Origin of the sequence: Micromonospora lutea, from assembly GCF_016863535.1 — a bacterium.
GTDB lineage: Bacteria > Actinomycetota > Actinomycetes > Mycobacteriales > Micromonosporaceae > Micromonospora > Micromonospora lutea.
Window position 1 is genome coordinate 205,323 of sequence record NZ_BOPB01000001.1, and the last position, 25,977, is coordinate 231,299.

At 70.3% G+C, this 25,977-nt stretch carries 27 protein-coding genes; 17 read left to right on the forward strand and 10 right to left on the reverse strand.

Translation table 11 applies throughout. The features are described from left to right. Nucleotides 1-3: 3 nt before the first annotated feature. Nucleotides 4-216: an acyl-CoA carboxylase subunit epsilon gene (locus tag Vlu01_RS00970; RefSeq protein WP_203991111.1), complete on the reverse strand. Its 213-nt coding sequence runs from the start codon at nucleotides 214-216 to the stop codon at nucleotides 4-6. Nucleotides 217-307: 91 nt separating this feature from the next. On the opposite strand from Vlu01_RS00970, the gene Vlu01_RS28090 reads away from it, so the two are divergent. Further along, nucleotides 308-2,785, forward strand: a complete 2,478-nt coding sequence (locus tag Vlu01_RS28090) for a serine/threonine-protein kinase (protein ID WP_239095614.1) — start codon at nucleotides 308-310, stop codon at nucleotides 2,783-2,785. Between the two features lie 64 nt (nucleotides 2,786-2,849). Continuing rightward, nucleotides 2,850-3,086: a hypothetical protein gene (locus Vlu01_RS00980; protein WP_203991125.1), complete on the forward strand. Its 237-nt coding sequence runs from the start codon at nucleotides 2,850-2,852 to the stop codon at nucleotides 3,084-3,086. A 103-nt stretch (nucleotides 3,087-3,189) separates the two neighbouring features. On the opposite strand, the gene Vlu01_RS00985 is transcribed toward Vlu01_RS00980, so the two are convergent. Both Vlu01_RS00985 and Vlu01_RS00990 read right to left on the reverse strand, forming a co-directional pair. After that, entirely contained in the window at nucleotides 3,190-3,939 is a 750-nt protein-coding gene (locus Vlu01_RS00985) for a GH25 family lysozyme (RefSeq protein WP_203991128.1), read from the reverse strand. 117 nt (nucleotides 3,940-4,056) lie between these two features. Then, nucleotides 4,057-4,608, reverse strand: a complete 552-nt coding sequence (locus Vlu01_RS00990; protein WP_239095615.1) for a Uma2 family endonuclease — start codon at nucleotides 4,606-4,608, stop codon at nucleotides 4,057-4,059. Between the two features lie 132 nt (nucleotides 4,609-4,740). On the opposite strand from Vlu01_RS00990, the gene Vlu01_RS00995 reads away from it, so the two are divergent. The 3 genes from Vlu01_RS00995 to Vlu01_RS01005 all read left to right on the forward strand — a co-directional run bounded on the left by Vlu01_RS00995 (nucleotide 4,741) and on the right by Vlu01_RS01005 (nucleotide 6,912). Further along, nucleotides 4,741-5,481: a M50 family metallopeptidase gene (locus Vlu01_RS00995; RefSeq protein ID WP_203991131.1), complete on the forward strand. Its 741-nt coding sequence runs from the start codon at nucleotides 4,741-4,743 to the stop codon at nucleotides 5,479-5,481. Nucleotides 5,482-5,549: 68 nt separating this feature from the next. Then, entirely contained in the window at nucleotides 5,550-6,050 is a 501-nt protein-coding gene (locus tag Vlu01_RS01000; RefSeq protein ID WP_203991134.1) for a SigE family RNA polymerase sigma factor, read from the forward strand. Further along, nucleotides 6,043-6,912: a hypothetical protein gene (locus tag Vlu01_RS01005; protein ID WP_203991137.1), complete on the forward strand. Its 870-nt coding sequence runs from the start codon at nucleotides 6,043-6,045 to the stop codon at nucleotides 6,910-6,912. Before Vlu01_RS01000 ends, Vlu01_RS01005 begins: the two co-directional genes overlap by 8 nt. Nucleotides 6,913-6,980: 68 nt before the next feature. Here Vlu01_RS01005 and Vlu01_RS01010 read toward each other — a convergent pair whose 3' ends face one another. Continuing rightward, entirely contained in the window at nucleotides 6,981-8,564 is a 1,584-nt protein-coding gene (locus Vlu01_RS01010) for an acyl-CoA carboxylase subunit beta (RefSeq protein WP_203991140.1), read from the reverse strand. A gap of 75 nt (nucleotides 8,565-8,639) precedes the next feature. Here Vlu01_RS01010 and Vlu01_RS01015 point away from each other — a divergent pair, with 75 nt between their 5' ends. Together Vlu01_RS01015 and Vlu01_RS01020 are read left to right on the forward strand one after the other, a co-directional pair. Continuing rightward, entirely contained in the window at nucleotides 8,640-9,515 is an 876-nt protein-coding gene (locus Vlu01_RS01015) for a biotin--[acetyl-CoA-carboxylase] ligase (protein WP_203991142.1), read from the forward strand. Between the two features lie 201 nt (nucleotides 9,516-9,716). Continuing rightward, entirely contained in the window at nucleotides 9,717-10,274 is a 558-nt protein-coding gene (locus Vlu01_RS01020) for a PH domain-containing protein (RefSeq protein WP_203991145.1), read from the forward strand. A gap of 27 nt (nucleotides 10,275-10,301) precedes the next feature. Here Vlu01_RS01020 and Vlu01_RS01025 read toward each other — a convergent pair whose 3' ends face one another. Continuing rightward, the gene (locus tag Vlu01_RS01025) at nucleotides 10,302-11,015 is read right to left on the reverse strand and encodes a GtrA family protein (protein WP_203991148.1); all 714 of its coding nucleotides are present in this window, start codon (nucleotides 11,013-11,015) and stop codon (nucleotides 10,302-10,304) included. Nucleotides 11,016-11,078: 63 nt separating this feature from the next. Beyond that, nucleotides 11,079-11,660: a GtrA family protein gene (locus Vlu01_RS01030; RefSeq protein WP_373307219.1), complete on the reverse strand. Its 582-nt coding sequence runs from the start codon at nucleotides 11,658-11,660 to the stop codon at nucleotides 11,079-11,081. Nucleotides 11,661-12,033: 373 nt separating this feature from the next. Here Vlu01_RS01030 and Vlu01_RS01035 point away from each other — a divergent pair, with 373 nt between their 5' ends. From Vlu01_RS01035 to Vlu01_RS01055, 5 genes are all read left to right on the forward strand, one after another. Beyond that, nucleotides 12,034-13,884, forward strand: a complete 1,851-nt coding sequence (locus Vlu01_RS01035; protein ID WP_203991153.1) for a phosphoenolpyruvate carboxykinase (GTP) — start codon at nucleotides 12,034-12,036, stop codon at nucleotides 13,882-13,884. Nucleotides 13,885-13,915: 31 nt separating this feature from the next. Continuing rightward, nucleotides 13,916-14,794 carry a hypothetical protein gene (locus Vlu01_RS01040; protein WP_203991156.1) on the forward strand — a complete coding sequence of 293 codons (879 nt, stop codon included), beginning with the start codon at nucleotides 13,916-13,918 and terminating at the stop codon, nucleotides 14,792-14,794. 285 nt (nucleotides 14,795-15,079) lie between these two features. Then, the gene (locus Vlu01_RS01045; protein ID WP_203991159.1) at nucleotides 15,080-16,285 is read left to right on the forward strand and encodes an IS110 family RNA-guided transposase; all 1,206 of its coding nucleotides are present in this window, start codon (nucleotides 15,080-15,082) and stop codon (nucleotides 16,283-16,285) included. Between the two features lie 328 nt (nucleotides 16,286-16,613). Continuing rightward, nucleotides 16,614-17,756 (forward strand): NAD(P)/FAD-dependent oxidoreductase, encoded by a 1,143-nt coding sequence (locus Vlu01_RS01050; protein WP_239095616.1) that lies wholly within the window; start codon nucleotides 16,614-16,616, stop codon nucleotides 17,754-17,756. Between the two features lie 31 nt (nucleotides 17,757-17,787). After that, nucleotides 17,788-18,558 carry an isoprenyl transferase gene (locus tag Vlu01_RS01055; protein ID WP_203991165.1) on the forward strand — a complete coding sequence of 257 codons (771 nt, stop codon included), beginning with the start codon at nucleotides 17,788-17,790 and terminating at the stop codon, nucleotides 18,556-18,558. 31 nt (nucleotides 18,559-18,589) lie between these two features. Here Vlu01_RS01055 and otsB read toward each other — a convergent pair whose 3' ends face one another. From otsB to Vlu01_RS01070, 3 genes are all read right to left on the reverse strand, one after another. Continuing rightward, nucleotides 18,590-19,414 carry a trehalose-phosphatase gene (gene otsB / locus Vlu01_RS01060; RefSeq protein ID WP_203991179.1) on the reverse strand — a complete coding sequence of 275 codons (825 nt, stop codon included), beginning with the start codon at nucleotides 19,412-19,414 and terminating at the stop codon, nucleotides 18,590-18,592. Nucleotides 19,415-19,482: 68 nt separating this feature from the next. After that, nucleotides 19,483-19,836, reverse strand: coding sequence for a hypothetical protein (locus tag Vlu01_RS01065; protein WP_203991183.1), 354 nt, complete (start codon nucleotides 19,834-19,836; stop codon nucleotides 19,483-19,485). Between the two features lie 160 nt (nucleotides 19,837-19,996). Further along, complete coding sequence (locus Vlu01_RS01070) at nucleotides 19,997-20,437, reverse strand: helix-turn-helix domain-containing protein (protein WP_203991186.1); 441 nt, start codon at nucleotides 20,435-20,437, stop codon at nucleotides 19,997-19,999. A gap of 264 nt (nucleotides 20,438-20,701) precedes the next feature. Here Vlu01_RS01070 and Vlu01_RS01075 point away from each other — a divergent pair, with 264 nt between their 5' ends. The 5 genes from Vlu01_RS01075 to Vlu01_RS01095 all read left to right on the forward strand — a co-directional run bounded on the left by Vlu01_RS01075 (nucleotide 20,702) and on the right by Vlu01_RS01095 (nucleotide 25,029). Beyond that, a complete protein-coding gene (locus tag Vlu01_RS01075; RefSeq protein WP_203991189.1) occupies nucleotides 20,702-21,046 on the forward strand; it encodes a hypothetical protein in 345 nt (114 codons plus the stop codon). Nucleotides 21,047-21,074: 28 nt separating this feature from the next. Beyond that, on the forward strand, nucleotides 21,075-21,503 hold the full coding sequence (locus tag Vlu01_RS01080) for a hypothetical protein (RefSeq protein ID WP_203991192.1): 429 nt from the start codon (nucleotides 21,075-21,077) through the stop codon (nucleotides 21,501-21,503). Between the two features lie 395 nt (nucleotides 21,504-21,898). Continuing rightward, on the forward strand, nucleotides 21,899-23,314 hold the full coding sequence (phoH2, locus tag Vlu01_RS01085; protein WP_203991197.1) for an RNA 5'-3' helicase PhoH2: 1,416 nt from the start codon (nucleotides 21,899-21,901) through the stop codon (nucleotides 23,312-23,314). A 286-nt stretch (nucleotides 23,315-23,600) separates the two neighbouring features. Next, nucleotides 23,601-24,275: an aggregation-promoting factor C-terminal-like domain-containing protein gene (locus Vlu01_RS01090; protein WP_203991200.1), complete on the forward strand. Its 675-nt coding sequence runs from the start codon at nucleotides 23,601-23,603 to the stop codon at nucleotides 24,273-24,275. A gap of 100 nt (nucleotides 24,276-24,375) precedes the next feature. Then, the gene (locus Vlu01_RS01095; RefSeq protein WP_203991217.1) at nucleotides 24,376-25,029 is read left to right on the forward strand and encodes a rhomboid family intramembrane serine protease; all 654 of its coding nucleotides are present in this window, start codon (nucleotides 24,376-24,378) and stop codon (nucleotides 25,027-25,029) included. Here Vlu01_RS01095 and Vlu01_RS01100 read toward each other — a convergent pair. Next, complete coding sequence (locus Vlu01_RS01100; RefSeq protein ID WP_239095627.1) at nucleotides 24,959-25,975, reverse strand: DMT family transporter; 1,017 nt, start codon at nucleotides 25,973-25,975, stop codon at nucleotides 24,959-24,961. The two genes, Vlu01_RS01095 and Vlu01_RS01100, sit on opposite strands and share 71 nt — an antisense overlap. Nucleotides 25,976-25,977 lie beyond the last annotated feature (2 nt).

Below are 25,977 nucleotides of genomic sequence, written 5' to 3' on the forward strand. Positions count from 1 at the left end.
CGGTCAGCGCGGGAGGCCCGAGGCGCGCCACGCGGCGGCACCGGGCGTCAGCGTCGCACCCACCGGGCGGCCACTGCGCGCCCAGACCGACGTCGGGGTCGGCGCGGGCCGGACCGTCGGGCGGGAGCGCGCGGCGATGACGCCCACCAGCGCGGCCAGTTCCTCGGCGGTCGGCACGCCGCGCACGATCCGGAACAGCGGCTCTTCGGCAGACATGACCTCAGGGTACGCGGCGTGAGCTTGATCTTCGTCGCACAGTGGCGTGCCGGCGGTGTGACCGTGTGCGCTGCCGGGTACCGTCTCAGCGATGTCAGAAGCTTCCCCCCAACTCGTCGCCGACCGGTACCGGCTCATCTCGCCGCTCGGTCAGGGCGGCATGGGTCGGGTATGGAAGGCGCGCGACGAGGTGCTGCACCGCGATGTCGCGATCAAAGAGCTGGTTCCGCCGCCGGGTCTGACCAACGACGAGCGTCGCGAGATGCGCGAGCGCTCGCTGCGCGAGGCACGCGCCATCGCGCGGCTCAACAACATCAACGTGGTACGCATCTTCGACGTGCTCCGCACCGACGGTGACCCGTGGATCGTCATGGAGTACGTGGCGTCCAGGTCGCTACAGGACACCATCGCCGAGGACGGCCCGGTGTCACCGGCACGGGCGGTGGAGATCGGCCTGGGCGTGCTGAACGCGTTGAAGGCCGCGCACAAGGCCGGCATCATGCACCGCGACGTCAAGCCCGGCAACGTGCTGCTCGGCACCGACGGTCGGGTGGTGCTCACCGACTTCGGGCTGGCCACGATCCCCGGCGACCCGAACGTCACCCGTACCGGGATGGTGCTCGGCTCGCCCGCGTACATCGCGCCGGAGCGCGCCCGCGACGGCACCTTCGGTCCGGAGGCCGACCTGTGGTCGCTCGGCGCCACCCTGTACGCCGCCGTGGAGGGCAAGTCCCCCTACGCGCGTCCCTCCGCGATCAGCACGTTGGCCGCGCTGGCCACCGAGCCGGTGCCGCCGGCCCGCAACGCCGGACCGCTCAAGCAGGTGCTCGCCGGGCTGCTCCGCAAGGACCCGCAGGAGCGGATCACCGCCGAGTCCGCCGAGCGCATGCTGCGCCGGGCCAGCGGCCGCCGGGCCCGGGGCATCTCCCTTCTCGACGGCGTACGCCGGCCCGGGCCGAACGGGCCGCGCGAGCCGCGCCCACCGCTGGTGCCGGCGCCGCGCCCCTCCGGTGAGCGCCCGGCGAGCCCGGTCACCCCGCCCGCGCCCCGCACGCCACCCCCCTCCGGGCTGCTGGCCGGTGGCGTCGCGGCCGGCTCCACGGCGGACCGATCGACCGGCACGCAGCCCCGCACCGACGCCGACCCGACCGCCAAGATCGCCGGTCCGGCCGGGGGTGTCGACGCCGACCCGACGGCGAAGGTCTCGTCGACCAGCCCATCGGACGCCGCTGCGGCCGAGGCGGAGAGTGGACGATCCGGTGCCGCCTCACCGGCCCCGTCGGACGGGCGGGACGCTGCGGCGGGCACCGCCTCGACCGCCGCTGCCGCAGCCGGAACGCCGGAGGACGACACCGGCGCCGGCCAGGCCACGCCCGCCGACGATCAGGCTGTTGCTGGCCCGGTCACGTCCGCCGACGACTCGGCCGCTGCCGGCCGGGCCGTGACCGTCGACGACTCGGCCGCTGCCGGCCGGGCCGTGACCGTCGACGACTCGGTCGCAACGGGTACCGGCAGCGACCGGAGCGAATCAGGGCTGGCGGACCCGGGTGCCGCGACGCAGACCGGCGTACCGGCTGCCGAGGCTCACCCTGCGGACGCCGCGCCGTCCGGCCAGGCCGAGACGAACACCGACGCCACGAAACGCACCGCCACTGCGGACGAGACTGCCTCGGCGACACCGACCGAGGTGGGCAAGGCCGGCGGTGGGGCCACGACGGACGCGGCCGGATCGGGCGGCAGTACGCGGGTGGACCGGCCGGCGGGGGGTGACACGCGGAGGACTCCGCAGGCCACCTCGGTCATGCCGGCGGCGCCGGTGAGCCCGGCACCGGCACGTGGCTCGGTCTTCAAGGCCGGGCAGTTCCGCTCGGAGCGGACCCGGCGCGCCGTGCTCGTCGGTGCCGTGGTCGCGCTGCTGCTGATCGGCCTGGTGGTGGCGGTGCCGCTGCTCACCCGAGGCGACGACGAGAACGGCGGGACGCCGCCGGTCACCGATGGCACCAGCAGTGCGCCGCCTCCGGCCACCTCGGATGCGGCTGTTCCCCCGGCGAACGAGCCGACGGTCAGCCCGTCCGCTTCGCCCAGCCCGTCGGCGTCGCCCAGCCCGTCGGCAACCACGGGTGGCCTCCCGGAGGGGTGGACGCTGCGTACCGACCCGGTCGGCTTCAAGGTGCCGGTGCCCGACGGCTGGCGGCGCAGCGCCGGCGGAACGTGGGTGCTGTACAAGGAGCCGAACGGCGTCCGTGAGTTGCTCATCGACCGCACCGACCGGCCGCAGCGTGACGCGGCCGCCGCATGGCGAGCCATCGAGCCGGCACGGAAGAATCTGGTCCGCAACTACCAGTACATCGACATCGACTCCATCGACTGCAAGTGGCGCACCTGCGCGGACTGGGACTGGCGCGAAGACCGCGACGGTACCCGCATCCGGACCCGTAACCGGGGCTTCGTGACCGCCAGCAACCGGGGCTTCGCGCTGCGCTGGGAGGTCGCGGACCGGGAGTGGGACGCGCAGCTGGAGAACTTCGAGATGATCTTCCGCGAGTTCGTGCCGGACCGTCAGGACTGATCGACAGGCATGGCCCTCCGCCGTCCGGGGTATCTGATCTCCGACGACGGAAGGGAGGCCCGAGATGGGTTACCGAGGAAGGGACGCCCGGCCCCGGCTGGCACTGTGGACGCTCGTGGTGCTGGGCAACGTCGTACTGCTGGTCGCCACCGTCGGAGTCGCGGTGCTGGCCACCATGTTGAGCCTGGTGACACTCGCCGGAGCCGCGCTCGCCGGCTGGCACCTCACCCGGCGGGGCAGTGTGTCCCGGCGAGGTGGCATGACTGTGCCGGTCGCGTTGGCCGCGCGGCGGCGGGCCTGAGATTGCCGGCGAGGTCCGGCGCGACGACACGGGTCGTGAACGGCGCGACGGCAGGCTGGCGTCCGCACTGAGCGGAGGACGCCGGCCCGCCGTCGCGCGTACGTCAGGTGTTGTTGGCCAGGGCGATCAGCCGGCTACGGTCGCCGTTCCAGTAGTTGCGGTCGACGGGACCGCTGATGCCGGAGACGCGGCCGGAGTCGGTGTACTGCCAGAAGCTCCAGAACGGCGCGCCGGCCGGCAGAGCGCCGACGGAGGACGACCAGCGGGCCACCCACAACGGGTGGTTGTTCCACGGCCCGCTCCACGAGCCGGTGCACTGGTTCCAGAAGCTGGTGGTGGTGTAGATGACCGCGTAGCGGCCGGTGCGGGACCGGTAGGTGTTGAGGAAGTCCTGCACCCAGTTGCGCATGCCGGTGGTGCTCAGGCCGTAGCAGTATCCGCCGCTGTACGGGTTCGCCTCCAGGTCGAGCGCGGCCGGCAGGGTGCGGCTGTCGGCCGACCAGGCGCCGCCGTTGGAGGCCAGGAAGTTCGCCTGGACCGCGCCGGAGGAGATGTTGGGCCGGGCGAAGTGGTACGCGCCGCGGATGACCCCGGCGTGGTACGCGTTCACGTAGTTCGCGTTGAAGTTCGGGTCCTTGTAGCTCGTACCCTCGGTGGCCTTGATGAAGGCGAACTGGATGCCGGAGTTGCGGACGCTCGTCCAGTTGATGGTGCCCTGGTAGCGCGAGACGTCGATGCCCGGCACGGTGGCGGCGGCGGCCGGGGTCGCGGTGGCGACGAGCCCGGCGGCAGCGGTGGCGAGTACGGCGAGTGCGGCGGCGGTCAGCCGACGCAGCGATCTGGTCCGACCCATGGCGTCCTCCTGAGACGACTGTCGATAGACAGACATCTTTGAAGGCAACTGTTCGCCACGGCAATAGGGGTTAAGGAAACTTTCAATGTCGCCTTGTGTGGGCGGCCCACCTGGTGATCAACGCAGCGTGCCCGGATCCACCTGCCAGCGGAACGGCTCGGCGAGGGTGAGCGTCTCCCCGGCCTTGGCCACCCGGTCCTCGACATAGTGCCCGCCGTCCAGCCGGTACAGCCGCAGCGAGTGGGTGTCGCCGTCCTGCTCGACCAGCAGGTACCAGGGGATCCGGGCGATCGCGTAGAGCTGCATCTTGAGTACCCGGTCAGCGGCGGCGTTACCCGGCGACACGATCTCGCAGACGAGCGCCACTTCGGCGGCTTCAACCACGGTGCCCTCGTCGTCGGTGTCGGCCACCACGACGTCGGGGATAGCGATCCGGTCGCGGCCGAGCCGAAGATTGACCGCTTCAAAAACGGTCAGGCCGACCGGGGCAGCCGCCGCGTCGAGGCTGTTAGCCAGCCATCGCGACACCAACTGATGCCGCTTGCTCGGGGCAGGGCTCACGATCAGGCTCCCGTCGAGCAACTCGATCCGGTCACGGGTCTCGCCCATGGCGAAATACTCGGCCTCCGTCCAGAGGCCGACGTGGGGTTCCAGGGGGGCCGCGCTCACCGGCGTTCACCTCCCGATCCGATCGCCACCCGGTCAGTCTCACACGATACGACCGGTTGGCCTGGGACCGACACCGGAACGGTCCGCCGGCCCAGGGTCGACATTCGGACGGGGGCGGTAGGCTCGCGCCCCATGGTGTCGATCGAGGGCATGACCGAGTTCTGGGACCGCCTGTTCGGCGCGCAGCCCGACCCGCCCCCGCTGCTGGTGGTGCTCACCGGTCTGGTCGCGTTGCTGGTGGTCGTCACCCGGCTGCCGTGGCGGATCGCCCGCAATATGATCACCATTGCCCACGAGGGCGGTCACGCGCTCGTCGCGGTGCTCACCGGACGCAAGCTGCACGGTATCCGGCTGCACTCGGACACCTCCGGCCTGACGCTGTCCGCCGGCCGCCCCACCGGTCCGGGCATGGTGCTCACCCTGCTCGCCGGATACCTCGCCCCACCCATGGTGGGCCTGGGCGGGGCGTGGCTGCTCGCCGGTAACCGGATCACCCTGCTGCTGTGGATCGCGGTGGTCCTGCTGCTGGCCATGCTGGTCATGATCCGCAACGTCTACGGCGCGCTCTCGCTGGTCGTCACCGGCGGCGCGGTGCTCGCCGTCTCCTGGTACGCCAGCCCGCAGGTGCAGGCCGCCTTCGCCTGGACCGGTGTGTGGTTCCTGCTGCTCGGCGGCGTACGCCCGGTGGTGGAGTTGCAACGGCTGCGCGCGCGGCGCGGGATGCCGGCCTCCGACGCCGACCAGTTGGCCGGCATCACCCCGCTGCCGGCGTTCTTCTGGGTGGTTCTCTTCGGTCTGGTCAACCTCGCCGTGCTGGTGGTCGGTGGCCTGATGCTGGCCGGTCCGCTGCTGGCCGAGGCCGGCCTCACCTGATTCGTCGGCTGATCGGCAACCTTCCACACCCTCCGGTGCGTGTGCTCTGTCAGGTACGGGAGGTGCGGGTGGCGGACGTCGAGGGGTTCGACGAGTTCTACCGGGGCAGCCGGCAGCGGCTGCTCGGTTACGTCTACGTGCTGACCGGCGACCTCACCGAGGCTCAGGACGCCGTGCAGGAGGCGTTCATCCGGGCCTGGCAGCGCTGGTCCACCGTGGGCGGCTACGACGACCCGGAGGCGTGGGTACGCGTGGTGGCAGCCCGGATCGCGGTGAGCCGCTGGCGCAGCCTGCGCAGCCGGGCCCGGGCCTACCTGCGGCATGGCGCGGTCGACAGCGTGCCGGAACCGACCACCGACACCGTCGAGGTGGTTGCCGCCCTGCGCCGACTACCCGAGGAACAACGCGTCGCGATCGCGCTGTACTACCTTGCCGGACTGCCGGTCGCGGAGGTGGCGCGGCAGACCGCGGCCCCCGTCGGCACGGTCAAGGCCCGACTGTCCCGCGGGCGTGCCGCGCTCGCCGGGTTGCTCGCCGTCTCTGATCTTGAGGAGGCTCCCGGTGCGTGACGAAATGAGGCTCCTCGAGCGGGTGCAGCACGACCTACGCGAGGTTCGCTGGGCGGCACCCGCAGAGCTGCGCGAGCGGGCCGCCCGCCGCCGACGACATGCGATGGCGGGCGCGGCGATCGCCGTGTTGATGGTGGCCGCCCTCTCCGCCGTCGTCACGAAGCGACTGGCCGCACCACCACCACCACCGCTGGCTGCTCCGTTGGCCGTGCCGACCGTCGCGGTTCCCTCTGCGGAGATCCCCCGGGAAGCCTTGGTGCAACCGGGTGACCTCTCCGTGTCGACGGAACCACCGCTCGGCCGGACAGGGCTGGGAGAACCCGTACAGATCGACCAGATGTTGCTCTCCTGCCACCGAGAGCAGGGTCGGGCCGCCGACTGGGAGATGTCTCGCTACTCGCGTTCCCAGACGCTGCTGCGGTCGCGGGTCGACGGCACCGAGCCTGGCCTGGCCGAGCTGTTGTTCAGCCAGGACGTCTACCGGCTCACCCCGCAGGTGGCGGACCGGATCGTGGCCCGGATCGACGCGCTGCTCACCCCGTGCGCGAGCTGGCTGGCCAGGGGCGAGGCACTCTGGGAGGGCGATATCGCTGCGATGGAGGCCGAGCATCGGTGGGAGGTGACCGACCGCGACTTCGTCGGCGACCAGGCGTTGATGATCGAGCACAGCGTCACGGCGGTGCGCAACCTGGAGACCGGCGAGAGCCGGCGGCAGGATCATCTCGAAAGGACCGCTGTGGTGCGGGTCGGCGACCTGATCACGGTGATGGGTCTGGGCCGGGACGGTACGGCACGGGAGTTGCGTCGCCTCGCCGCCGTGGCCGCGGAACGGCTCTGCACCGCTGCAAACCCACCCTGCTGACCCCGCCCGAGTGTTAGGAAGGGCCCCTTCCTATACACCAGGCGTTAGTAAGGGTCCCTTCCTTGCACCTACAGCGGGATGTTGCCGTGCTTCTTGGGGGGGAGGGATTCGCGCTTGGTACGGAGCACGCGAAGGGCGCGGACGATCTGGGTACGGGTCTCGTGCGGCGGGATCACCGCGTCGACGTAGCCACGTTCGGCGGCCACGTACGGGTTGGCGAGGGTGTCCTCGTACTCGGCGATCTTCTCGGCGCGGACGGCGGCCGGATCCTCGGCGGCGGCCAACTCCTGCCGGTAGAGAATGTTCACCGCGCCCTGCGCGCCCATCACGGCGATCTGGGCGGTCGGCCAGGCGAAGTTGAGATCCGCCCCCAGATGCTTGGAGCCCATCACGTCGTACGCCCCGCCGTACGCCTTGCGGGTGATCACGGTTACCTTCGGCACGGTGGCCTCGGCGTACGCGTAGATGAGTTTCGCGCCCCGGCGGATGATGCCGTCCCACTCCTGGCCGGTGCCGGGCAGGAAACCGGGAACGTCCACGAAGGTCAGTACCGGGATGTTGAAGGCGTCGCAGGTGCGCACGAAGCGGGCCGCTTTCTCGCTGGCCGCGATGTCCAGGGTGCCGGCGAAGTGCATCGGCTGGTTGGCCACCACGCCGACCGGCCGGCCCTCGACCCGACCGAAGCCGACCACCATGTTCTGCGCGTAGAGCGGCTGAACCTCCAGGAACTCCCCGTCGTCGACCACGTGTTCGATCACCTGGTGCATGTCGTACGGCTGGTTGGCCGAGTCGGGGATCAGCGTGTCCAGTTCCCGATCCTCGTCGCTGACGTCCAGGTCGGCCGGGGCGTCGAAGACCGGTGGCTCGTCGAGGTTGTTCGAGGGCAGGTGGGAGAGAAGCGCCTTGACGTAGTCGACCGCGTCGTCCTCGTCGGTGGCGAGGTAGTGCGCGTTGCCGCTGCGGCTGTTGTGGGTGCGGGCCCCGCCCAGCTCCTCCATGCCGACGTCCTCGCCGGTGACGGTCTTGATGACGTCCGGGCCGGTGATGAACATGTGCGAGGTCTGGTCGACCATCACGGTGAAGTCGGTGACCGCGGGGGAGTAGACCGCGCCGCCCGCACACGGGCCCATGATGAGCGAGATCTGCGGGATCACACCGCTGGCGCGGACGTTGCGGAAGAAGATCTCGCCGTACAGCCCGAGCGAGACGACGCCCTCCTGGATCCGAGCGCCGCCGGAGTCGTTGATGCCGATGACCGGGCAGCCGATCTTCATGGCGAGGTCCATCACCTTGACGATCTTCTCGCCGAAGACCTCGCCGAGGGAGCCGCCGAAGACCGTGAAGTCCTGGGCGAACACGCAGACCTGCCGGCCGTCGATCGTGCCGTAGCCGGTGATCACGCCGTCACCGTAGGGGCGGCTCCGGTCCAGCCCGAAGTTGGTGGACCGATGCCGGGCGAACTCGTCCAACTCGACGAAGGATCCCTCGTCGAGCAGCATCTCGATGCGCTCCCGGGCGGTTTTCTTGCCCCGCGCGTGCTGCTTCTCCACGGCGCGGGTCGACCCGGCGTTCGCCGCCTCGTCGACCCGTCGTGCCAGGTCCGCCAGCTTGCCCGCGGTGCTGTGGATGTTGGTCCCGGTCTCGGTAGTCACCCTGGGAATATAACGATGGTTCAGGTCGCCGCAGCTGTGCAGTTCGCCTCACCGCACTACCCGTAGGCTGGCCGAATGCCCGGCTCGCCGTACACCGATCTGGATCGCCCGCCGCTGTCGGCGGCCCGGCTGCGTCGGGCGCTGGTCGCGCCCTACGGTCCGTGGTCCCGGCTGGAGTTGCGGACGGAGACCGGGTCCACCAATGCGGACGTCGCTGAGGCGGCACGGAACGGCGAGCCGGAGGGCCTGGTCGTGGTGGCCGAACAGCAGACCGCGGGCCGGGGACGGCGTGGGCGGGTCTGGCAGTCGCCGCCGCGCGCCGGGATCGCCACCAGCGTGCTGCTGCGGCCGGGCGAGGCGGTGCCGACCCGGGGCTGGTCGCCGGCACCCCCGGCGGGGTACGGCTGGCTGCCGTTGCTGGCCGGTGTGGCGCTGGTCGAGGCGGTGACGCTGCTGGCCGAGCTGGAGGCCACCCTGAAGTGGCCGAACGACCTGCTCATCGGCGGTGCCAAGTGCGCCGGGATCCTCGCCGAGGGGGTGCCGGGGCCGGAGTTGAGTGACCCGCCCGCAGTCGTACTCGGTATCGGGCTGAACGTGACGCTGCGCGCCGACGAGCTACCGGAGCATCCCACCGGCCTGCCCGCCACCTCGCTGCAACTGGCCGGAGCGGCGGCCACCGACCGGGATCCGCTGTTGCGGGCCCTGCTCCGCTCGGTCGCCGACTGGTACGCCCGGTGGCGTGACGCGGGTGGGGACGCGACGGCCAGCGGGCTGCGGGAGGCGTACCTGGCAACCTGCGGCACCATCGGCCGCCAGGTCCGCGCCCAACTCCCCGACGGCACCGCCGTGACCGGCACCGCCACCGCCATCGACCCAAGCGGTCAACTCCTCCTCACCACCCCCACCGGCCAGCACCCCCTAGCCGCCGCCGACATCCACCACCTCCGCTGACCCCCCTCCCCCCTCCTCCCCCTCCCGCCTCCTACCCCGTTGATCATGAGGTTGTTGTCGGCCCAGGTGCGTCCAGGCGACAACAACCTCATGATCGGCGCGTAGGGCTTGGCGGGGGCGCGCAACGAGCCGCGTGGCGGATGTGGGGCGGTGGCGGTGGGGGGTTACCGTCTGCGCGTCCGTTCCTGCGAGGAGGTTTCCGTGGCGTTCCCCGAAGACGTGCTCACCGAGGATGAGCATGTCGTGTTGCACCTGCACCCGCACTGGAAGGCGCTGATCCGACCGGTCGCGGTGCTGGTGCTGGCCATCGCGGCCGTGGTGGTCGGCGTGGTGTTCCTGCCGTCGGGTGGAAGCGGTTCCGTGACGCTCGCGGTGATCGGCGGGCTGGCCCTGCTTGCCGTGCTGGTCCTTGCGGTGTTGCCGTACGTTTCCTGGCGCACCACGCACTACCTCTTCACCAATGAACGGGTCCTGCTCCAGCACGGTGTGTTCTCCCGGGAGCGCCGGGACATCCCGTTGAGCCGGGTCAACGACCACTCGATGAGTCAGCGTTTCGCCGGGCGGCTGCTGGGCTACGGCACTCTCACCATCGAGTCGGCCGGTGAGCGCGGGCAGTCGGTCCTGCACGACGTGCCCAGCGTCGACCGGGTCCAGACGAAGCTCTACGAACTCGTGGAGGCCTTCCACGACCGGCACTCGCTCGGTGATGGTGAACTCCGCGAGATTCTCAGCGAGCGCGACAAGAGCGCCGGGGCGTAATCGCCGGGCGCCACCGCCGGCGGCCGGTCAGCGGCGGCGGAGGCGGCGGGGGGCCGGGGCTGGCTGCAACTGGGCGGCCAACTCGGCCTCCAACTCGGCGTCCAACGCCGCCGTCAGCTCGGCCTCGTCGGGCAACGACGCGGCCCTCGGCTGGAGCGGCCGGGGAGTCACACCAGGCCGGGCGGGTGGTTGCTCCTCCTCAAGTTCCGTCACGGACTCGGCCAACTCGGCCACCGGGTCCATGCCGGCCATCGTGTCCCACTCGTCGCGGGGCAGGCCGTGCCAACGCTGCGTCGACTCGGCGGGGGCGGCGGGCTGGAAGACGAAGGTTCGGTACGACCAGAAGCGGAACAGGGTCGCCAGCACCACGCCGCCGGTCTTCGCGACGTTCAGCGCCAGCAGCCCGGTCACGCCCAGCCCGTACTTGGCGGCGGCGAGCACACCGAGTTCGATGAGCAGCCCAGCCCCGTTGAATAGGAAAAACAGGGCGTATTCCCGCTGCATCGCAGATTTTGGACGATCCCGGTACGTCCAGTGTCGATTCATCAGGTACGACGTGATCGTGGCCACGATGGTCGCTACGACGGTTGCCTTCAGCTGACCGTCGACGAAGACCGTGAGTGCCAGTGCGTTGAACACGGCGTAATTGATGACCGTGTTGATGCCGCCGACCAGGCCGAATTTGAGTGCCTCGTGGATGAACTTCTGCCAACGCTCCGGCAGCAGACGGACGAGAGGCATGCGCAACACCTTAGGGCAGTGGGTCGGGGTCGGCTGGCTCCGACCGAACGAGTGGGCGGCAGGTCACGCCCGGCGGTCCTGGTTCTCTCCCGCGACGGATGGCGTTCCCGCTTCCACGAAGACGAACCGTCGGTACGACCAGAATCGGAACAGCGTGCCGAACCCGGTGCCCACCACGAAGCTGGCGACGTTGTCGGCCAGTCGGGTCTGGAAGACCGCCGGCCAGATGCTGCCGAGCCCATAGTGGCTGATAGCCAGGCAGGCCACCGCGATGCCGAGGCCGACGGCGTTGAAGAAGAAGAAGAGCGCGTACTCGCGGGCCGGGTGGGAGCGCTTGCGATGTCGCCACGTCCAGAACCGGTTGCCCACGAAGGCGAAGGTCGCGGCGATGACCGTCGCGATCGTCTTGGCGGTGACCTGCTCGACGCCCTGTGGGCCGATCAGGTAGTTGAACAGGACGAAGTCGATGAGGAAGGCGACCCCGCCGACGGTCGCGAACTTGCTCATTTCCCGGACGAGATGACCGAAGCGGTCGATCAGGGAATGAACCAGACCCGGGCGGGTCTGCCGGGAGCCTGGCTCCCCGGTCATTGTGGCGGCCACTGTGCGAGCGTACCGGTTGGCGGGCCCGGGAGCGGGTAGCAACGGGCACCGGGTGCACCGGTGCGGCGGCACGGACGGGCACGAACGGAGCGTGACGGGATCCGTGCGATCGGGTGTCGTTTTCCGTTTCGGTACGGCCGGTCGAAAAACCCCGCCGCAGTCCTTGGAAGGGTGCCGCCATCAGGAGGTCCGCCGGAGAATTTGCGTGAAACTGCGCGTGAAAGCGGGTAAAGGCTCGTGATGCCGCAGCGTGACCGCACCTTGTGCAGTTCTTCACAACCAGTCCCACTGACTGGAGAGGTTGCTCGGTTTACGCTGAGGCCAATCCCAGGTTTCCACGACGGCGACCCGCATCGCGGCGCCAAGATTCGTGCACTCCATAGACCGGTCAGCGTCGACCACAAGGAGATGTGTCATGGTTGCTCCGGCCACCGTTCGGGGTATCGATCAGGCCCCTACGTCCCACCCGAAACTCCTCGCCTGGGTCCGTGAGGTCGCTGAACTGACCACCCCTGACCAGGTCGTCTGGGTGGACGGGTCCGACCAGGAATGGCGTCGGCTCACCGACGAGCTGGTCGAAGCCGGGACGCTCATCCGGCTGAATCCCGAGAAGAGACCCAACTCCTTCTACGCGCGCACCGACCCGACGGACGTCGCCCGGGTCGAGGAACGCACCTACATCTGTTCCGTGGACGAGGCGGACGCCGGCCCCACCAACAACTGGATGGCGCCGGCCGAGATGAAGCGGACCATGACGGAGCTCTACCGCGGCTCGATGCGTGGGCGGACGATGTACGTCATCCCGTTCGTGATGGGTCCGGTCGAGGCCGAGAAGCCGATGTTCGGTGTGGAGATCACCGACAGCCCGTATGTGGTCGCCTCCATGCGGATCATGACCCGGATGGGGGCCAAGATCCTGGAGGCGATGGGCGACGACGCGGACTTCGTGCACGCCCTGCACTCGATCGGCGCGCCGCTGGCTCCCGGCCAGCAGGACGTGGCCTGGCCGTGCAACGACACCAAGTACATCTCCCACTTCCCGGAAACCCGCGAAATCTGGTCCTACGGCTCCGGGTACGGCGGTAACTCGCTGCTCGGCAAGAAGTGCTACTCCCTGCGTATCGCCAGCGTGATGGGGCGCGACGAGGGCTGGCTCGCCGAACACATGCTGATCCTGAAGATCACCTCGCCGGAGGGGCGGGTCTACCACATCGCCGGTGCCTTCCCGTCGGCCTGCGGCAAGACCAACCTGGCCATGCTGGAGCCGACCATCCCGGGTTGGAAGGTCGAGACGATCGGCGACGACATCGCCTGGATGCGGTTCGGTCCGGACGGACGGCTCTATGCGATCAACCCGGAGTACGGCCTGTTCGGCGTGGCCCCGGGAACCGACTGGAAGACCAACGCCAACGCCATGCGGACGCTGGAGCGAGGCAACTCCATCTTCACCAACGTCGCCCTCACCGACGACGGTGACATCTGGTGGGAGGGCATGGGTGAGCCGCCGGCCCACCTGATCGACTGGAAGGGCAACGACTGGACGCCGGAGAGCGAGAGCCTCTCCTCGCACGCGAACAGCCGGTTCTGCACCCCGATCACCCAGTGTCCGATCCTGGCGGAGGACTACTACAACCCGAACGGCGTACCGATCGACGCGATCCTGTTCGGTGGGCGACGTCGCGACACCGTGCCGCTGGTCACCGAGGCCCGGGACTGGGTGCACGGTGTCTACATGGGCGCCACGCTCTCCTCGGAGACCACCGCCGCCGCGTCCGGCGCGGTCGGCGTGGTCCGCCGCGACCCGATGGCGATGCTGCCGTTCATCGGCTACCACGGCGGCGACTACTTCCGGCACTGGATTGAGATGGGCAAGGGCGCCGACGGCGACGAGTCGAAGCTGCCCAAGGTCTACTACGTCAACTGGTTCCGCAAGGACCCGGAGGGCGGTTTCCTCTGGCCGGGCTTCGGCGAGAACTCGCGGGTGCTCAAGTGGATCATCGAGCGGATCGAGGGCCAGGCGGACGCCGTCGAGACCCCGATCGGCATGGTCCCGACCCTGGACTCGCTGGACGTCGAGGGCCTGGACATGACGCCGGAGGACGTCCGCATCGCGCTGAAGGTGGACCCGGACGAGTGGCGGAACGAACTACCGCTCGTCACCGAGTGGTTCGAGAAGTTCGGCGACAAGCTGCCCGGTGTCCTCTGGGCCGAGTTGGACGCCCTGCGGGCCAGACTCGACGCGGAGCAGCCGCAGCAGGGGGTGTGATCGACGCCGGATCCGGGCATCATCGGATCCCATGAGGACGGCCGCCGAGACCGAGGTCCGGCGGCCGTCCGCCGTCCGGACCCTGACCGCGCTGTTGGCCGTGACGGCCGCAGCCACCGTCGTGGTTGAGGTGCTCAACTGGTGGTACGCGCCGGAGCAGGGGTTCGGGCTCGCCGTGCGCACCGGCTGGGCGATGCTGCGCTCGTTCGGCTTCCTGCTGCTCATCGGGCATGTGCGTCGCGGCCGTACGGTGGCCCGCCCGTTCGGCCTGATCCTCGCCGTCACCACGGTCTTCGCGGTCGGTCGGCTGATCGTGCCCCGCCAGGGCGTACCGCCGTTGCCCGGTCTGCTCGGCTTCGCCCTGCTCACCGCGCTCTGCGCGACCGTGGTCTGGCTGTTGTACCGGTCGCCGGCGCTCGCCGGGCACCTGGTGCGGCACCGATCCCGGCTGGTGATCGACCGGACCGGCATCTCCTGGCGGGAAACGCCGCCCCGCCGGCCGGAAGCGAGCGCCTGGCTGTTGACCAGTCGGGTCGCGGCGTTCACGTACAGCCCGCTGATGCTGGTGCCGGCTCTGGTCGCCACCGCCTCGATCCTGGACGGGCGGTTGCTCGCCGTACCCGCCGTGCTGCTCTGGCTGGGTGCCGGCATCGCGACCAGCTACCTGGTGCTGTTCTGCACGGCGTTCCTCATGCGCGGTCGGCGCTGGGCCGGCACACTGCTCATCGTGGTCACGGTCGCCGTGCTCGCCGTCGACCTGCCACTCTGCTGGTGGCTGCTCGGCGTCGACGGCCTGGTACGCGACGGCGCGCCACTTGTCGTCGCCGCCGCACTCACCATCTACGGCATCCGCCGCGCCGCCCACCCGACCCCACCCCACCCCCCACCCCCCACCGCCCCACCTGCCTGACCCCACCCCACCTCAGCCTCACCCCATCCCCGCCAGTCCCCATCCCCGTTACCTTTTTGATCGTCCCCAGCCGGGGACTGCTCGGTCGCCCGGCTCGGTATGGCTGACTGCCCCTGTCGTATGCATGATCCGGGGGGTGTTGTCGCCGGGCCGGGTGGCGTCGGCGGACCGCTGATAGGGACCCGGCCACCCCGGTCCGGGGTAGGTCTCTCCGTAACGTGGATGCCGGCAGTCCGACGCTGTGACCAGCGGCCGAGCCAGGCCAAGCGGTGAGGAGGGCAGGCTGTGCACGACGGGTTCGGCGTCTTCATCGGACTCGACGTCGGCAAGGAAGGACACCACGCGGTCGCGTTGAACCGCGACGGCAGGCGGCTGCACGACGCGACGCTGCCCAACACCGAGGCCGGGCTGCGGAAACTGTTCGACAAGCTGGGCCGGCACGGCCGGATCCTGGCCGTGGTCGACCAGCCCGCCTCGATCGGCGCGCTACCCGTCGCGGTCGCCCGCGCCTGCGGCCACCAGGTGGCCTACCTGCCCGGTCTGGTCATGCGCCGGCTGGCCGACCTGCACCCCGGCACCGCGAAGACCGATGCCCGCGACGCGTACGTCATCGCCGACGCCGCCCGCACCCTGCCCCACACACTGCGTCGGGTCGACACCGGCGACGAGGCCCTCGCGGAGCTGGAGGTGATGGTCGGCTACGACGACGACCTCGCCGGTGAGGTCACCCGCGTGGGCAACCGCATCCGGGGCCTGCTCACCCAGATCCACCCACCCCTGGAACGCGTCCTCGGCCCGAAACTGCAGCACCCCGCCGTCCTGGAAGCCATCTCGCGGTGCGGCGGACCCACCGGACTCCGCAAGGCCGGCCGGGCGAAACTCACCGAGATCGTCAAGGCCCGTGCGCCACGCATGGGCACCCGCCTGGTTGAACAGATCTTCACCGCTCTCGACGCGCAGACCGTCGTGGTCCCCGGCACCACCGCCGCCGAGACCGTCCTTCCCCGACTCGCCGACAGCCTGCGTGACCTGCTGCGCCAACGCGACCAGGTCGCCGAACAGGTCGAGGGGATGCTTGATGCGCACCCTCTTGCCTCGGTCCTGACCTCGATGCCCGGCATCGGCGTCAGGACCGCAGCCCGCATCCTGCTCGAAGTCGGCGACGGCAGCTCGTTCCCCACCTCCGGCCACCTGGCCGCCTACGCCGGCCTGGCCCCGGTCACCCGCCGCTCCGGCACCAGCATCCGTGGCGAGCACCCACCAAAGGGCGGCAACAAGCAGCTGAAACGCGCGTTCTTCCTGTCCGCGTTCGCCGCGCTCGCCGACCCGCTCAGCCGCGCCTACTACGACCGCAAACGCGCTGAGGGCAAGAAGCACAACGCCGCCCTCATCTGCCTCGCCCGCCGCCGCGTCGACGTCCTCCACGCCATGCTGCGCACCCAACGGCCATACCAGCCCAAACCGGCGGACGAACCCCGCCTCGCCGCTTGACACAACCCATAGGGACCCCCCCCGCGCTCCGCGCCCCAAGATCCGTACAACTTCCGGGATGTTGCTGCCTCAGCCGCCCCGGAGACAGCAACATCAGGGAAGTTGTTCGGATCTTGGCCAGCCTGGGGGAGCTGGTCGACGTTTCAGGGCCGAACTCCTTGCTCTGCTTCAACGGGCGCGCTGGATCCGGGACGATCGCAGTGCGTGGGGTGAAGCAGAGCAAAGGCGGCGGAGCAGAGAGTTCCGCGCAGGCGAGGCGGGCAGGCGAGGCGGGACGGGGAGCAGCGGGACCGGCGGAGCAGCGGGACGGCGGACGGAAGGAGGGGCTGTGCGCGACGAGTTCGACGTGGTGGTGGTCGGAGCGGGGCCGGCGGGGGTGGCTGCCGCCCTGGCGGCTCGTCACGCGGGTGCCGAGGTGTTGCTGGTGGACCGGGCCGAGTTTCCCCGGGACAAGGCCTGTGGTGACGGCATCGCCGCGCACGCGTTGGACGTCCTCGCCGAACTGGGTGTGCGCGACGCGGTGGCCGGCTTCTCGCCGGTGCCGGCGCTGCGGTTGGTGGCGCCGGACGGCGGTGCCGTGGCGCGGGCGTTGCCTCGGCCCGCGTACACGGTGCCACGGCAGGTGTTCGACGCGCGGTTGGTGGCGGCGGCGGTCCGGGACGGCGTGCCGCTGTGCCGGCGGGCGGTGCGCCGGGTCGAGGTGCGCGCCGACCGGGTCGTGCTGGACGGGGAGATCTCCGCCGGGGTGGTGGTGGGTGCCGACGGCGCGGGGTCCGTGGTGCGCCGGGCGCTGGGCGAGCCGAACAACCCAGACCGGCACCTGGCCCTGGCCATCCGGGGGTACGCACCCGCGCCGCCCGGACCGCCCGCCCAGCTCATCGTCACCTCGGGGGCCCGCTGGCCCGCGTACGCCTGGTCGTTCCCGATCGGTGACGGCCGCGCGAACGTCGGGTACGGGGAGGTGCTGCGGGGCGAGTCCCTGACCCGTGCCCACCTGCTCGACCGGCTGGCCGCGCTGCTGCCGGGCACGGATCCGGCGGAGGTCAGCTCGCTGCGTGCCCATCATCTGCCACTGTCGACGTTCAGGCCGGTGTCGGGGCGGGGCCGGGTGGTGCTCGCCGGTGACGCGCTCTCGTTGATAAATCCGCTGACCGGCGAGGGAATTTTCTACGCATTGCGCTCCGGGGCGTTGGCCGGGCAGAGCGCGGTCGGTGCGCCGGAGCACGCCGCCCGACGGTACGCGGACGAGTTGCGCAGCCGGCTCGGCACCCACCTGCGGCACAGCTCGGCGGCGGCCTGGCTGGCCCGACGGCGGTGGATGGTGGACGCGGTGGTACGGGCAGCCGATCGTGACGTACGCGTCTTCGGCAGGGTGGCCGACCTGGGACTGGGCGATGGTCTGCTGGACAGCCGGACGCTCGGTCGGATCGCTCTCGGCCTGTCGGTGCGGCATCGGCCACCGGCACACTGACCCGTACGACGGCTCGCTACCCTGCTAGGTGATGACTCTGCGGAAACTTCTCTACTCCCTCTACGAGCGGCGGCTCACGGCCAAGCTCGCGGGCCGTCCGGTGCCCCGTCACGTGGGGGTGATGTGCGACGGCAACCGCAGATGGGCACGGGAGATGGGTTTCGTCGATCCGAACGACGGACACCGGATGGGTGCCGAGCGGATCAAGGAACTGCTGCGCTGGTGTGACGCCGCAGGCGTCGGACACGTGACGCTGTGGCTGCTCTCCACCGACAACCTCTCGCGCCCGGCGGCGGAGCTGGATCCGCTGCTCCAGATCATCGAGGATCTCACCACCGAGTTGGCCGCGGAGGCCAATCCCTGGCGGCTGCGGATGGTCGGCGCGCTCGACGTGTTGCCGACGCGCCTCGCGACGGCGCTCAAGGCCGCCGAGGAACGGACCCGGGACCGCGCCGGCAGCGCTCAGGTCAACATCGCTGTCGGGTACGGCGGCCGGCGGGAGATCGCCGACGCGGTGCGCTCGTTGCTGCTGGAGCACGCGGCGAACGGTGGGACCCTGGAGGAACTGGCCGGATCGCTCGACGTCGACGACATCTCCGAGCATCTGTACACCCGTGGCCTGCCTGATCCGGATCTGATCATCCGGACCAGCGGCGAGCAGCGCCTGTCCGGCTTCATGCTCTGGCAGTCGGCACACTCGGAGTTCTACTTCTGCGAGCTGAACTGGCCTGATTTCCGGCGCGTCGACTTTCTCCGCGCGCTGCGCTCCTACGCCACCCGCCAGCGCCGCTACGGAGTCTGAGACCCGACGCGGCGCCGGACGGGGGTCAGCCTCAGCCGAGGCGGTGGATGGCCTCGGTGAGGAAGTCGCCCAGGTCGGCCGGGGAGTCGATGGTGAGGTCCGCGGCCTCGGCGACGTCGTCGCCGGTCTCCGGGTTGGCGACGGCGACGCAGACGCCGAGGAAGTCCGGGTCCTCGGCGGCACGGGCCCGCAGCGCCGCGAAAGCCTTGATGTCGGAGACGTCGTCACCGAAGTACCAGGCTGCGCGTACCCCCTGCACCAGCTCGTCGATCACCATGCCCTTGTCCCGGTCGACGGGCGGCTTGATTTCCAGGACCATCCGGCCGATCTGCACCCGCAGACCGAGGCGCTCGGCCTGATCGCGACCCCACTGCTCGACGGTGGCGGCGAGTTGCGGCGTGGTACGCCAGTGCAGGGCGACCGACAGCCGCTTGTACTCCACGAGGGTGCCGGGTGGCAGTTCGGTGCGGGCGAGTTCGGCGAGTTCGGCCATCGTGGGCACCCACGGCAGGGCGGCCGGCTCGGTGACCGTGTCGCCGCCGGAGTGGCTGTGTTCCAGCCCGTAGAGACCGTACAGGTCGACGCCGGCGAGTCCGTCGAAATGCTCGCGCAGGAACTGCACCGGTCGGGCCGAGACGATGGCGATGCGCCGCACGATGGGGGCGAGTGCCTCGATGGCGGCCAGCACCTTCGGCGCGGGCTGTACCTGTGTCGGGTCGTCGGCGACCGGCGCGAGGGTGCCGTCGAAGTCGAAGAAGAGGACGGTCTCGGCGGCCCGGTCGGCGGTTGCCCGCCAGGCCTGGTCGGCGTTCAACGGGGTCTTCGGCTGCTGGTTGCCCAGATTCAACGGCGGCACGCGCGACAGCGTACCCCGGGTTCGGCCGGTCAATCCTGCCGTGGATCCGGGTGCGGGACGGGTGTGATTCAGCGTTCGGCGGCTCCACGTCCCCGGCGTCCGAACGGCACCACGGCCGCCTCTTGGCCGTGACTGAGCAGGTAGCCCTCCACGAAGCCGGAGTTCCGGTCGCCGGTGTGCGCCTCGATGTCCCGCAGCCGCTCCACCAGGAACTCGGTGAGCGCGGTGAGCCGATCGTTGAGCCGGTCGTGCAGTTCGGCGACGACGGCCAGGACGATCGCGGTGCCGGCGGTGGCGAGCGCGAAGAGGTTGACGAGCAGTGGAAGCTGCCCGCCGTTCAGGGTCAGGGTCACCGCGTTGCCGGTGACGCAGAGCGTCACCGAGACCGTCGCGACCACGACTGCCAACCATTTCAGGGTCATGGAGAGACCCCCTTCTGTCCCGCAGGGCTGGGTTCGGCCTTGTCCCGTCCCCCCGCCGACGACGAGCCCAAGCAGTACAAACACGGACGCTAGCGCGCCCGGTCCCGCCCCGTAGCGAAACGAATGAGGCTGCCCTGCCGTTCTTTCGCCATCTGAGGAACTAGCTGGCTGCTTCCCCTCGTTTCCGGACACCGAGCGGCAAGGTCGGGCGATATGCGAGGTAACGAATGGTTTCTCGGATGTGGAACTTCTCCGCGTCCGATACCGCAGGGTCGACCAGACGGCGGAGCAATGCCTCGACGTCGGGGTCCATCGGCGGTGGTGGCGGCGAGGTCCGGCGGGAGGCCGTCCGGTCCCAGCCCAGGGCCGCGAAGGCCACGGTCGGATCGAGCCCGAGACCCTCGCAGAAGGCCACCACCCGCTCTGCTTCCGGATCGCTGGCCCAGTCGCCGCGTACCCACCGGTTGATGGTCTGCCGCGAGACGCCGGTGCGCCGGGAGACCTCGGTGCCGCTCCACGCCCGGGTCGCGCGAGCCTCGTCGAGGGCGCGCCGGACGAAGGTGGCGAAGGCGATCTTCCGCGCGCTGGTCGTCTCGGTCACCTCGTGACCGTACGACCGTTGAGTCTGGGGGACGGTGCCTGCCACGCGTCTGTCACGCTTACGTGACGTCGTTGCGGTCTGGCCGGAGGGGGGTCCGGCGCTCTTCCTGAGGGGTGCCACCTGCGAAGGATAGATGTGCGTAGGTGCGGATGCAAACGAACGAAAAGCTGATACTGTCACGTTCATGGGACAACCTACGGTGTGTCACGTGCATGAGACGACCAGTGCTCACCTGCGTCACGCGCCCGGTGCGAGGGGGATGCGGTGACCGAACTCGCAACCCGTGCTCAGGCGTTCAGCCTGGTGGCCGAGGGGGTTGCCGCCGGACTGAGTGCGCCGTGGCGCCTCTATCTCGCCCGAGGCTGCCGCTACCTTTCGCTCAGCGTGGGTGACCGTGCCGAGTGGAACGCCTGGCGGACCCACCTCGGCTGCCCGGAACTGAGCGTGCGGGTCTACGACGCCGGTGGCGAGATCCGCCGCGCTTCGATGGCCGAGGTGGTGATGGACGGCTGCCGGATCAGCGTCGAACTGGTGGAGGAGATCGGCACCGACGACCTCGACCGGCTGCTGGTGGCCGACCCGACCACGATCGAACCGGAGGACCGATGATGGCCGCGCGGGCAACCGGAGCCGCCGGATGAGTCCGTTCCTGGCGATCTTCCTGGTGCTCGTGCTCGCCGCGACGAGCTACGCCGCCGGGCGGCTGCACGGGCAGCTCAGTTACCGGATCGGTTACCGCTTCGGCTACCGGCAGGGCTACTTCGACGGGGACCGTGGCGCGTGGAACCGGCGTCGCCGGGACGCCCAGGCGGCCATCGCCTCCGCACTCGCCGTCGCGGCACCGTCGTCACCTTCCACCCGAGTCTCGGCCACGGTGAACCCCCTTCAGCCACGCGGCGCGTGTGCACCACCTCCGGCACTGCGGTCCGACGGACCGCCGGGGGAGATCGAAAAGGGTTCCGTGGCCCGCCCGGGCACCACGTACACCGGATCGTCCTTCGCGGAGCCGGCCGCCCCGGTCACCGGGCGGCACCCGACCGGCACCCTCGTCCGACGGACCGGCTGAACCGGTCGACGGGCTCCGGCCCGTCCACAGGCGCGGCGCGTACGCCCGTTCCGGGCGGCGCCGCCGGGGCCACGTCAGACCGGTGGCGGTGGTCCCACCGGCCGGGATGCGCGCAGGGGGCATGCATCCCGGCCGGTTCGTCTCTCTCCAGGCCCGACTCCGCCCTGCCGGCCGCCGCCTGGGCTCGACTGACTCGACCGAGGACTTTCACACGCGCCCTAGCCGGGATGGGTACGGGGAGCTAGCGTCTAGGCATGGCGCGGGGTTGTCCCGAGCCAGCCGGCCCGCCCGGCCTGCGACCTCGCGCACGGGGCCCGCATCCGACCCCGTGTCAGCCGGGCATCCGGAGGAGGCGGACCGCGGGTGGCCGGGTGCCCATCCGCCGGAGCAGGCCTGTGACGACTCGCCGTACTGCCGCCGGTGCCGACCAGGGCCCGGCCGCGACTACCACGACCCGCCGCAGCACCCGGAGCCGCCGTACGGCGGACGCCGGTTCGGCCGATCTCAGGGAGCCCGGACCAGCGGGCCAGTCCTTCGTTCTGGACACCTCCGTGCTACTCAGCGACCCGGCGGCGTTCCACCGCTTCGCCGAGCATGAGGTGGTGCTTCCGTTGGTGGTGATTTCCGAGTTGGAGGGCAAGCGGCATCACCCGGAGCTGGGCTGGTTCGCCCGCCAGTCGCTACGCATGCTGGACGAGCTGCGGGTGCGCCACGGTCGGCTGGACCGGCCCGTGCCGGCCAACGATGTCGGCGGCACGCTGCGCGTGGAGCTGAACCACACCGATGACGGGGTACTGCCGCCGGGCTTCCGCAACGAGTCCAATGACGCCCGGATCCTCTCCGTCGCGTTGAACCTCGCCGCCGAAGGGCGGGAGGTGACGCTGGTCAGCAAGGACATGCCGTTGCGGGTCAAGGCCGCCTCCGTGGGGCTGCGCGCGGACGAATACCGGCACGGCCAGGCCAGCGACCCGACCTGGACGGGGATGGCCGAGTTGGAGCTCGTGGAGGAGGACATCGCGCGGCTCTACGCGGGAGAGGTCATCGACGTGGACGCGGCGGCGGGCCTGCCCTGCCACACCGGCTTGGTGCTGCACTCCTCCCGGGGCTCGGCGCTCGGACGGGTGCTGCCGGACAAGACGGTGCGGCTGGTCCGTGGCGACCGGGAGGCGTTCGGCGTGCACGGGCGTTCGGCCGAGCAGCGGATCGCGCTCGACCTGCTGCTCGACGAGTCGATCGGCATCGTCTCGCTCGGTGGCCGGGCCGGCACCGGCAAGTCCGCCCTGGCGTTGTGCGCGGGGTTGGAGGCGGTGATGGAACGTCGCCGGCACAAGAAGGTGATCGTCTTCCGTCCGCTGTACGCCGTCGGCGGGCAGGAACTGGGTTACCTGCCCGGCTCGGAGTCGGAAAAGATGTCGCCCTGGGCACAGGCGGTCTTCGACACGCTCGGCGCGGTGGTGCACGAGAACGTGCTGGAGGAGGTCACCTCGCGCGGTCTGCTGGAGGTGTTGCCACTGACCCACATCCGGGGTCGCAGCCTGCATGACGCGTTCGTCATCGTCGACGAGGCGCAGTCGCTGGAGCGCGGGGTGCTGCTGACCGTGCTCTCCCGGATTGGCCAGGGCTCCCGGGTGGTGCTGACCCATGACGTCGCGCAGCGGGACAATCTGCGGGTCGGACGGCACGACGGGGTCACTGCGGTGATCGAGGCGTTGAAGGGTCATCAGCTCTTCGCGCACGTGACGCTCAGCCGTTCGGAGCGTTCACCTATCGCCGCGATGGTGACTGACCTTCTGGAGGACGTCCCGACATGACAGCCGGTTTGGGCGTATCACGTTGATTTACGGCGTGACCCACGTCACAATCGAGGTTCATGGTTTCCCAAGAGCCTCACTGTGCGCGATGGTGTCCCACGGGCGCCCACGCACCCGAAGCATCATTGGTGATCGTTCGTCACTCCAGCAGAGCAACGGACGACGTCAGGATGCGACGCGGTGCGTCCACCGTGGCCGGCATGCCGGCCACGGGCGCCCGTGGCGCGCTACGACCCCGTGCGGTCGCTGCACGCCGCGTCCCTGAACCCGACGAAGGGATCACTTCGTGAGTCGGCCGTGGAGCCGGTTCGCCGCCCGCACCGCAGCTGTCGCGCTGCTCTCGGTGGGTGTAGCCGGCGGTTTCTACCTGAGCGAGGACCGCCAGTCGCAGCGTTCGAGCCCTGCCACGCAGGTGGCCGGCAACGTCAGCGACATCGACGTCAACGTCGAATACCGGCAGGAAGAGGCGGTTTCCCGCCAGGTCCGCACCGCCCGTCAGCAGGCCACCGAGGTCAGGAAGCAGGCCAAGGCCGCCGCCGAGAAGGCCCGCAAGGCCGAGGAGGCAGCTCGCAAGAAGGCCGAGGAGAAGGCCCGCAAGGAGGCTGCGGCCCGGGCCGCGAAGCCGTACGACGGCCCGATCCCGGAGTCCTGCGAGGAGTACAGCGGCAACCGGAAGGTCGGCTGCGCCCTCATGATCGACGCGGGCTTCAAGATCGATCAGTTCCCGTGCCTGGACAAGCTCTGGAACAAGGAGAGCGGCTGGAACCACAAGGCCCGCAACCCTTCCTCCGGGGCGTACGGCATCCCGCAGGCGTACCCGGGAAGCAAGATGTCCTCGGTCGGTGACGACTGGCAGACCAACCCGGTCACCCAGATCAAGTGGGGGCTGGGCTACATCAAGGGCCGCTACAGCACACCCTGCGGGGCGTGGACGCACTCGCAGAACAAGGGCTACTACTGAGCTGAGCCACGGCGGCGGGGTGCGGACACCGCACCCCGCCGCGCTGTGTCTCGTGCGGGAAAAGTGGCGGCTGCCCGCGTTTGCTGATAGCTGTTGACGGGTGACCCTGCTCCCCGGAAATGGCGACCCCTACCGGTTCGGCACCGTTGCCTTCTACGCGTCCATCGGCCGAGCCTTCGTCGCCATGTGCGCGGTGGTGCCGGTGCTCTTCCTGGTCGAGGGCCTGGACGTCTGGCTCGGTGCCGGGTTCGACGCCGCCGCCGGGATCATCCCGCAGCGCATCGACGGGCTGGACGGCGTCTTCTTCTCGCCGTTTTTGCACCATGGCTTCGACCACCTCTACAGCAACAGCATCCCACTGATCCTGCTCGGCACCTTCGTGCTGGCGGCGGGTGCCCGGCGCTTTCTCTGGTCCACCCTGGTGATCGTCCTGGTCAGCGGGCTCGGCGTGTGGTTCACCGGCTCGCCCAACACGATCGTGGTCGGTGCCAGCGGGGTGATTTTCGGCTACCTGGGCATTCTGCTCACCCGGGGCATCTTCGAGCGGAGTTGGTGGAACTTCGCCGTGTTCCTGCTGGTCGGGCTCCTCTATGGCGGCCAACTGGTCGGTGTCCTGCCGACCGACGAACGGATCTCCTGGCAGGGACACCTGTTCGGGCTGCTCGGCGGCATCGTGGCCGCGATCATCTTCCGTCGACGTCGGTCAGATCTCGACGGGCCGTACCGGTCCGAGTCTCCGATGACCATGCCCTGAGACGTCCGCCGAGCGCGGCGACCGCCACGGCGACCAGGGTCAGCATCGCACCGAGCAGAGTGGTGGCGTCGGGAGGCGCGGCCGAGGGCAGCAGCAGATCCAGCAGTACCGCACCGACCACCTGCCCGGAGACGGTGGCCAGACCGAGCAGCAACACGCCGGTGAGGCGGACCACCGCGGCGGCCACCGCGATGAAGGTGACGCCGATCGGCCCGCCGAGGTAGAGCCAGAGGTCGGTGGGCAGCCCGCCGGCAGGCAGACCCCGTATCGCGAGGTTGACGGCGAACGCGACCAGGAGCACCGCCGTACCGGTGACGAAATTGACCAACGTGGCGGTCAAGGTGCTCTCGCTGGCCACCCGGACCCAGCCGTTCACCGCCTGCTGCCAGGCCACCGCCACCCCAGCCAGTAGCGGCAGAACTGCCAGGCCGAGGGTCGCCGGCTCACGGAACCGGTCGCTGACCGCCAGCAGCACCGCGAACACGGTCAGCACCGCACCTGCCAGCCGGGCACCGGTGATCGGTCGTCGACCACCGGGGCCGACCCCCGCCCGGTCGACGAGCAGACTGCTGCCGGACTGGCCCGCCACGACCGCCACCGTGAACACCGCGACTCCCAGGGTGCCGACGGTAGCGCCCTGAGTGAACACCAGGAACGCGCCACAGGCACCGCCGAGACACTGCCAGGGGCGAAGCGTCCTCCGGGTGAGTGCGGCACGCAGCGTCGCCAGCCCGCGTCGCCCGGCACGGGTGGCCGGCACCAGCACCATCAGCAGCAGCAGGCCCGACCCGAACGAGACACCGGCGGCGGCGAGCCCGTCACCGAGGCGTACACCCAACTCGCCGTTGATCCGCGACTGCGTCGCCACGGCGACCCCGGCCACGGTCGCCAACGCCACCGCGCCGAGGCGGCGACCCGCCGCCACCGGCGGTCGGGTCGCCGTCAGGG

What these genes read in the sequence shown, in the direction of transcription:
- Vlu01_RS00970 (WP_203991111.1), bottom strand. Translation starts at nt 216, where the DNA reads ATGTCTGCCGAAGAGCCGCTGTTCCGGATCGTGCGCGGCGTGCCGACC.
- Vlu01_RS28090 (WP_239095614.1), top strand. Translation starts at nt 308, where the DNA reads ATGTCAGAAGCTTCCCCCCAACTCGTCGCCGACCGGTACCGGCTCATC.
- Vlu01_RS00980 (WP_203991125.1), top strand. Translation starts at nt 2,850, where the DNA reads ATGGGTTACCGAGGAAGGGACGCCCGGCCCCGGCTGGCACTGTGGACG.
- Vlu01_RS00985 (WP_203991128.1), bottom strand. Translation starts at nt 3,939, where the DNA reads ATGGGTCGGACCAGATCGCTGCGTCGGCTGACCGCCGCCGCACTCGCC.
- Vlu01_RS00995 (WP_203991131.1), top strand. Translation starts at nt 4,741, where the DNA reads ATGGTGTCGATCGAGGGCATGACCGAGTTCTGGGACCGCCTGTTCGGC.
- Vlu01_RS01015 (WP_203991142.1), top strand. Translation starts at nt 8,640, where the DNA reads ATGCCCGGCTCGCCGTACACCGATCTGGATCGCCCGCCGCTGTCGGCG.
- Vlu01_RS01025 (WP_203991148.1), bottom strand. Translation starts at nt 11,015, where the DNA reads ATGCCTCTCGTCCGTCTGCTGCCGGAGCGTTGGCAGAAGTTCATCCAC.
- Vlu01_RS01035 (WP_203991153.1), top strand. Translation starts at nt 12,034, where the DNA reads ATGGTTGCTCCGGCCACCGTTCGGGGTATCGATCAGGCCCCTACGTCC.
- Vlu01_RS01040 (WP_203991156.1), top strand. Translation starts at nt 13,916, where the DNA reads ATGAGGACGGCCGCCGAGACCGAGGTCCGGCGGCCGTCCGCCGTCCGG.
- Vlu01_RS01055 (WP_203991165.1), top strand. Translation starts at nt 17,788, where the DNA reads ATGACTCTGCGGAAACTTCTCTACTCCCTCTACGAGCGGCGGCTCACG.
- Vlu01_RS01065 (WP_203991183.1), bottom strand. Translation starts at nt 19,836, where the DNA reads ATGACCCTGAAATGGTTGGCAGTCGTGGTCGCGACGGTCTCGGTGACG.
- Vlu01_RS01080 (WP_203991192.1), top strand. Translation starts at nt 21,075, where the DNA reads ATGAGTCCGTTCCTGGCGATCTTCCTGGTGCTCGTGCTCGCCGCGACG.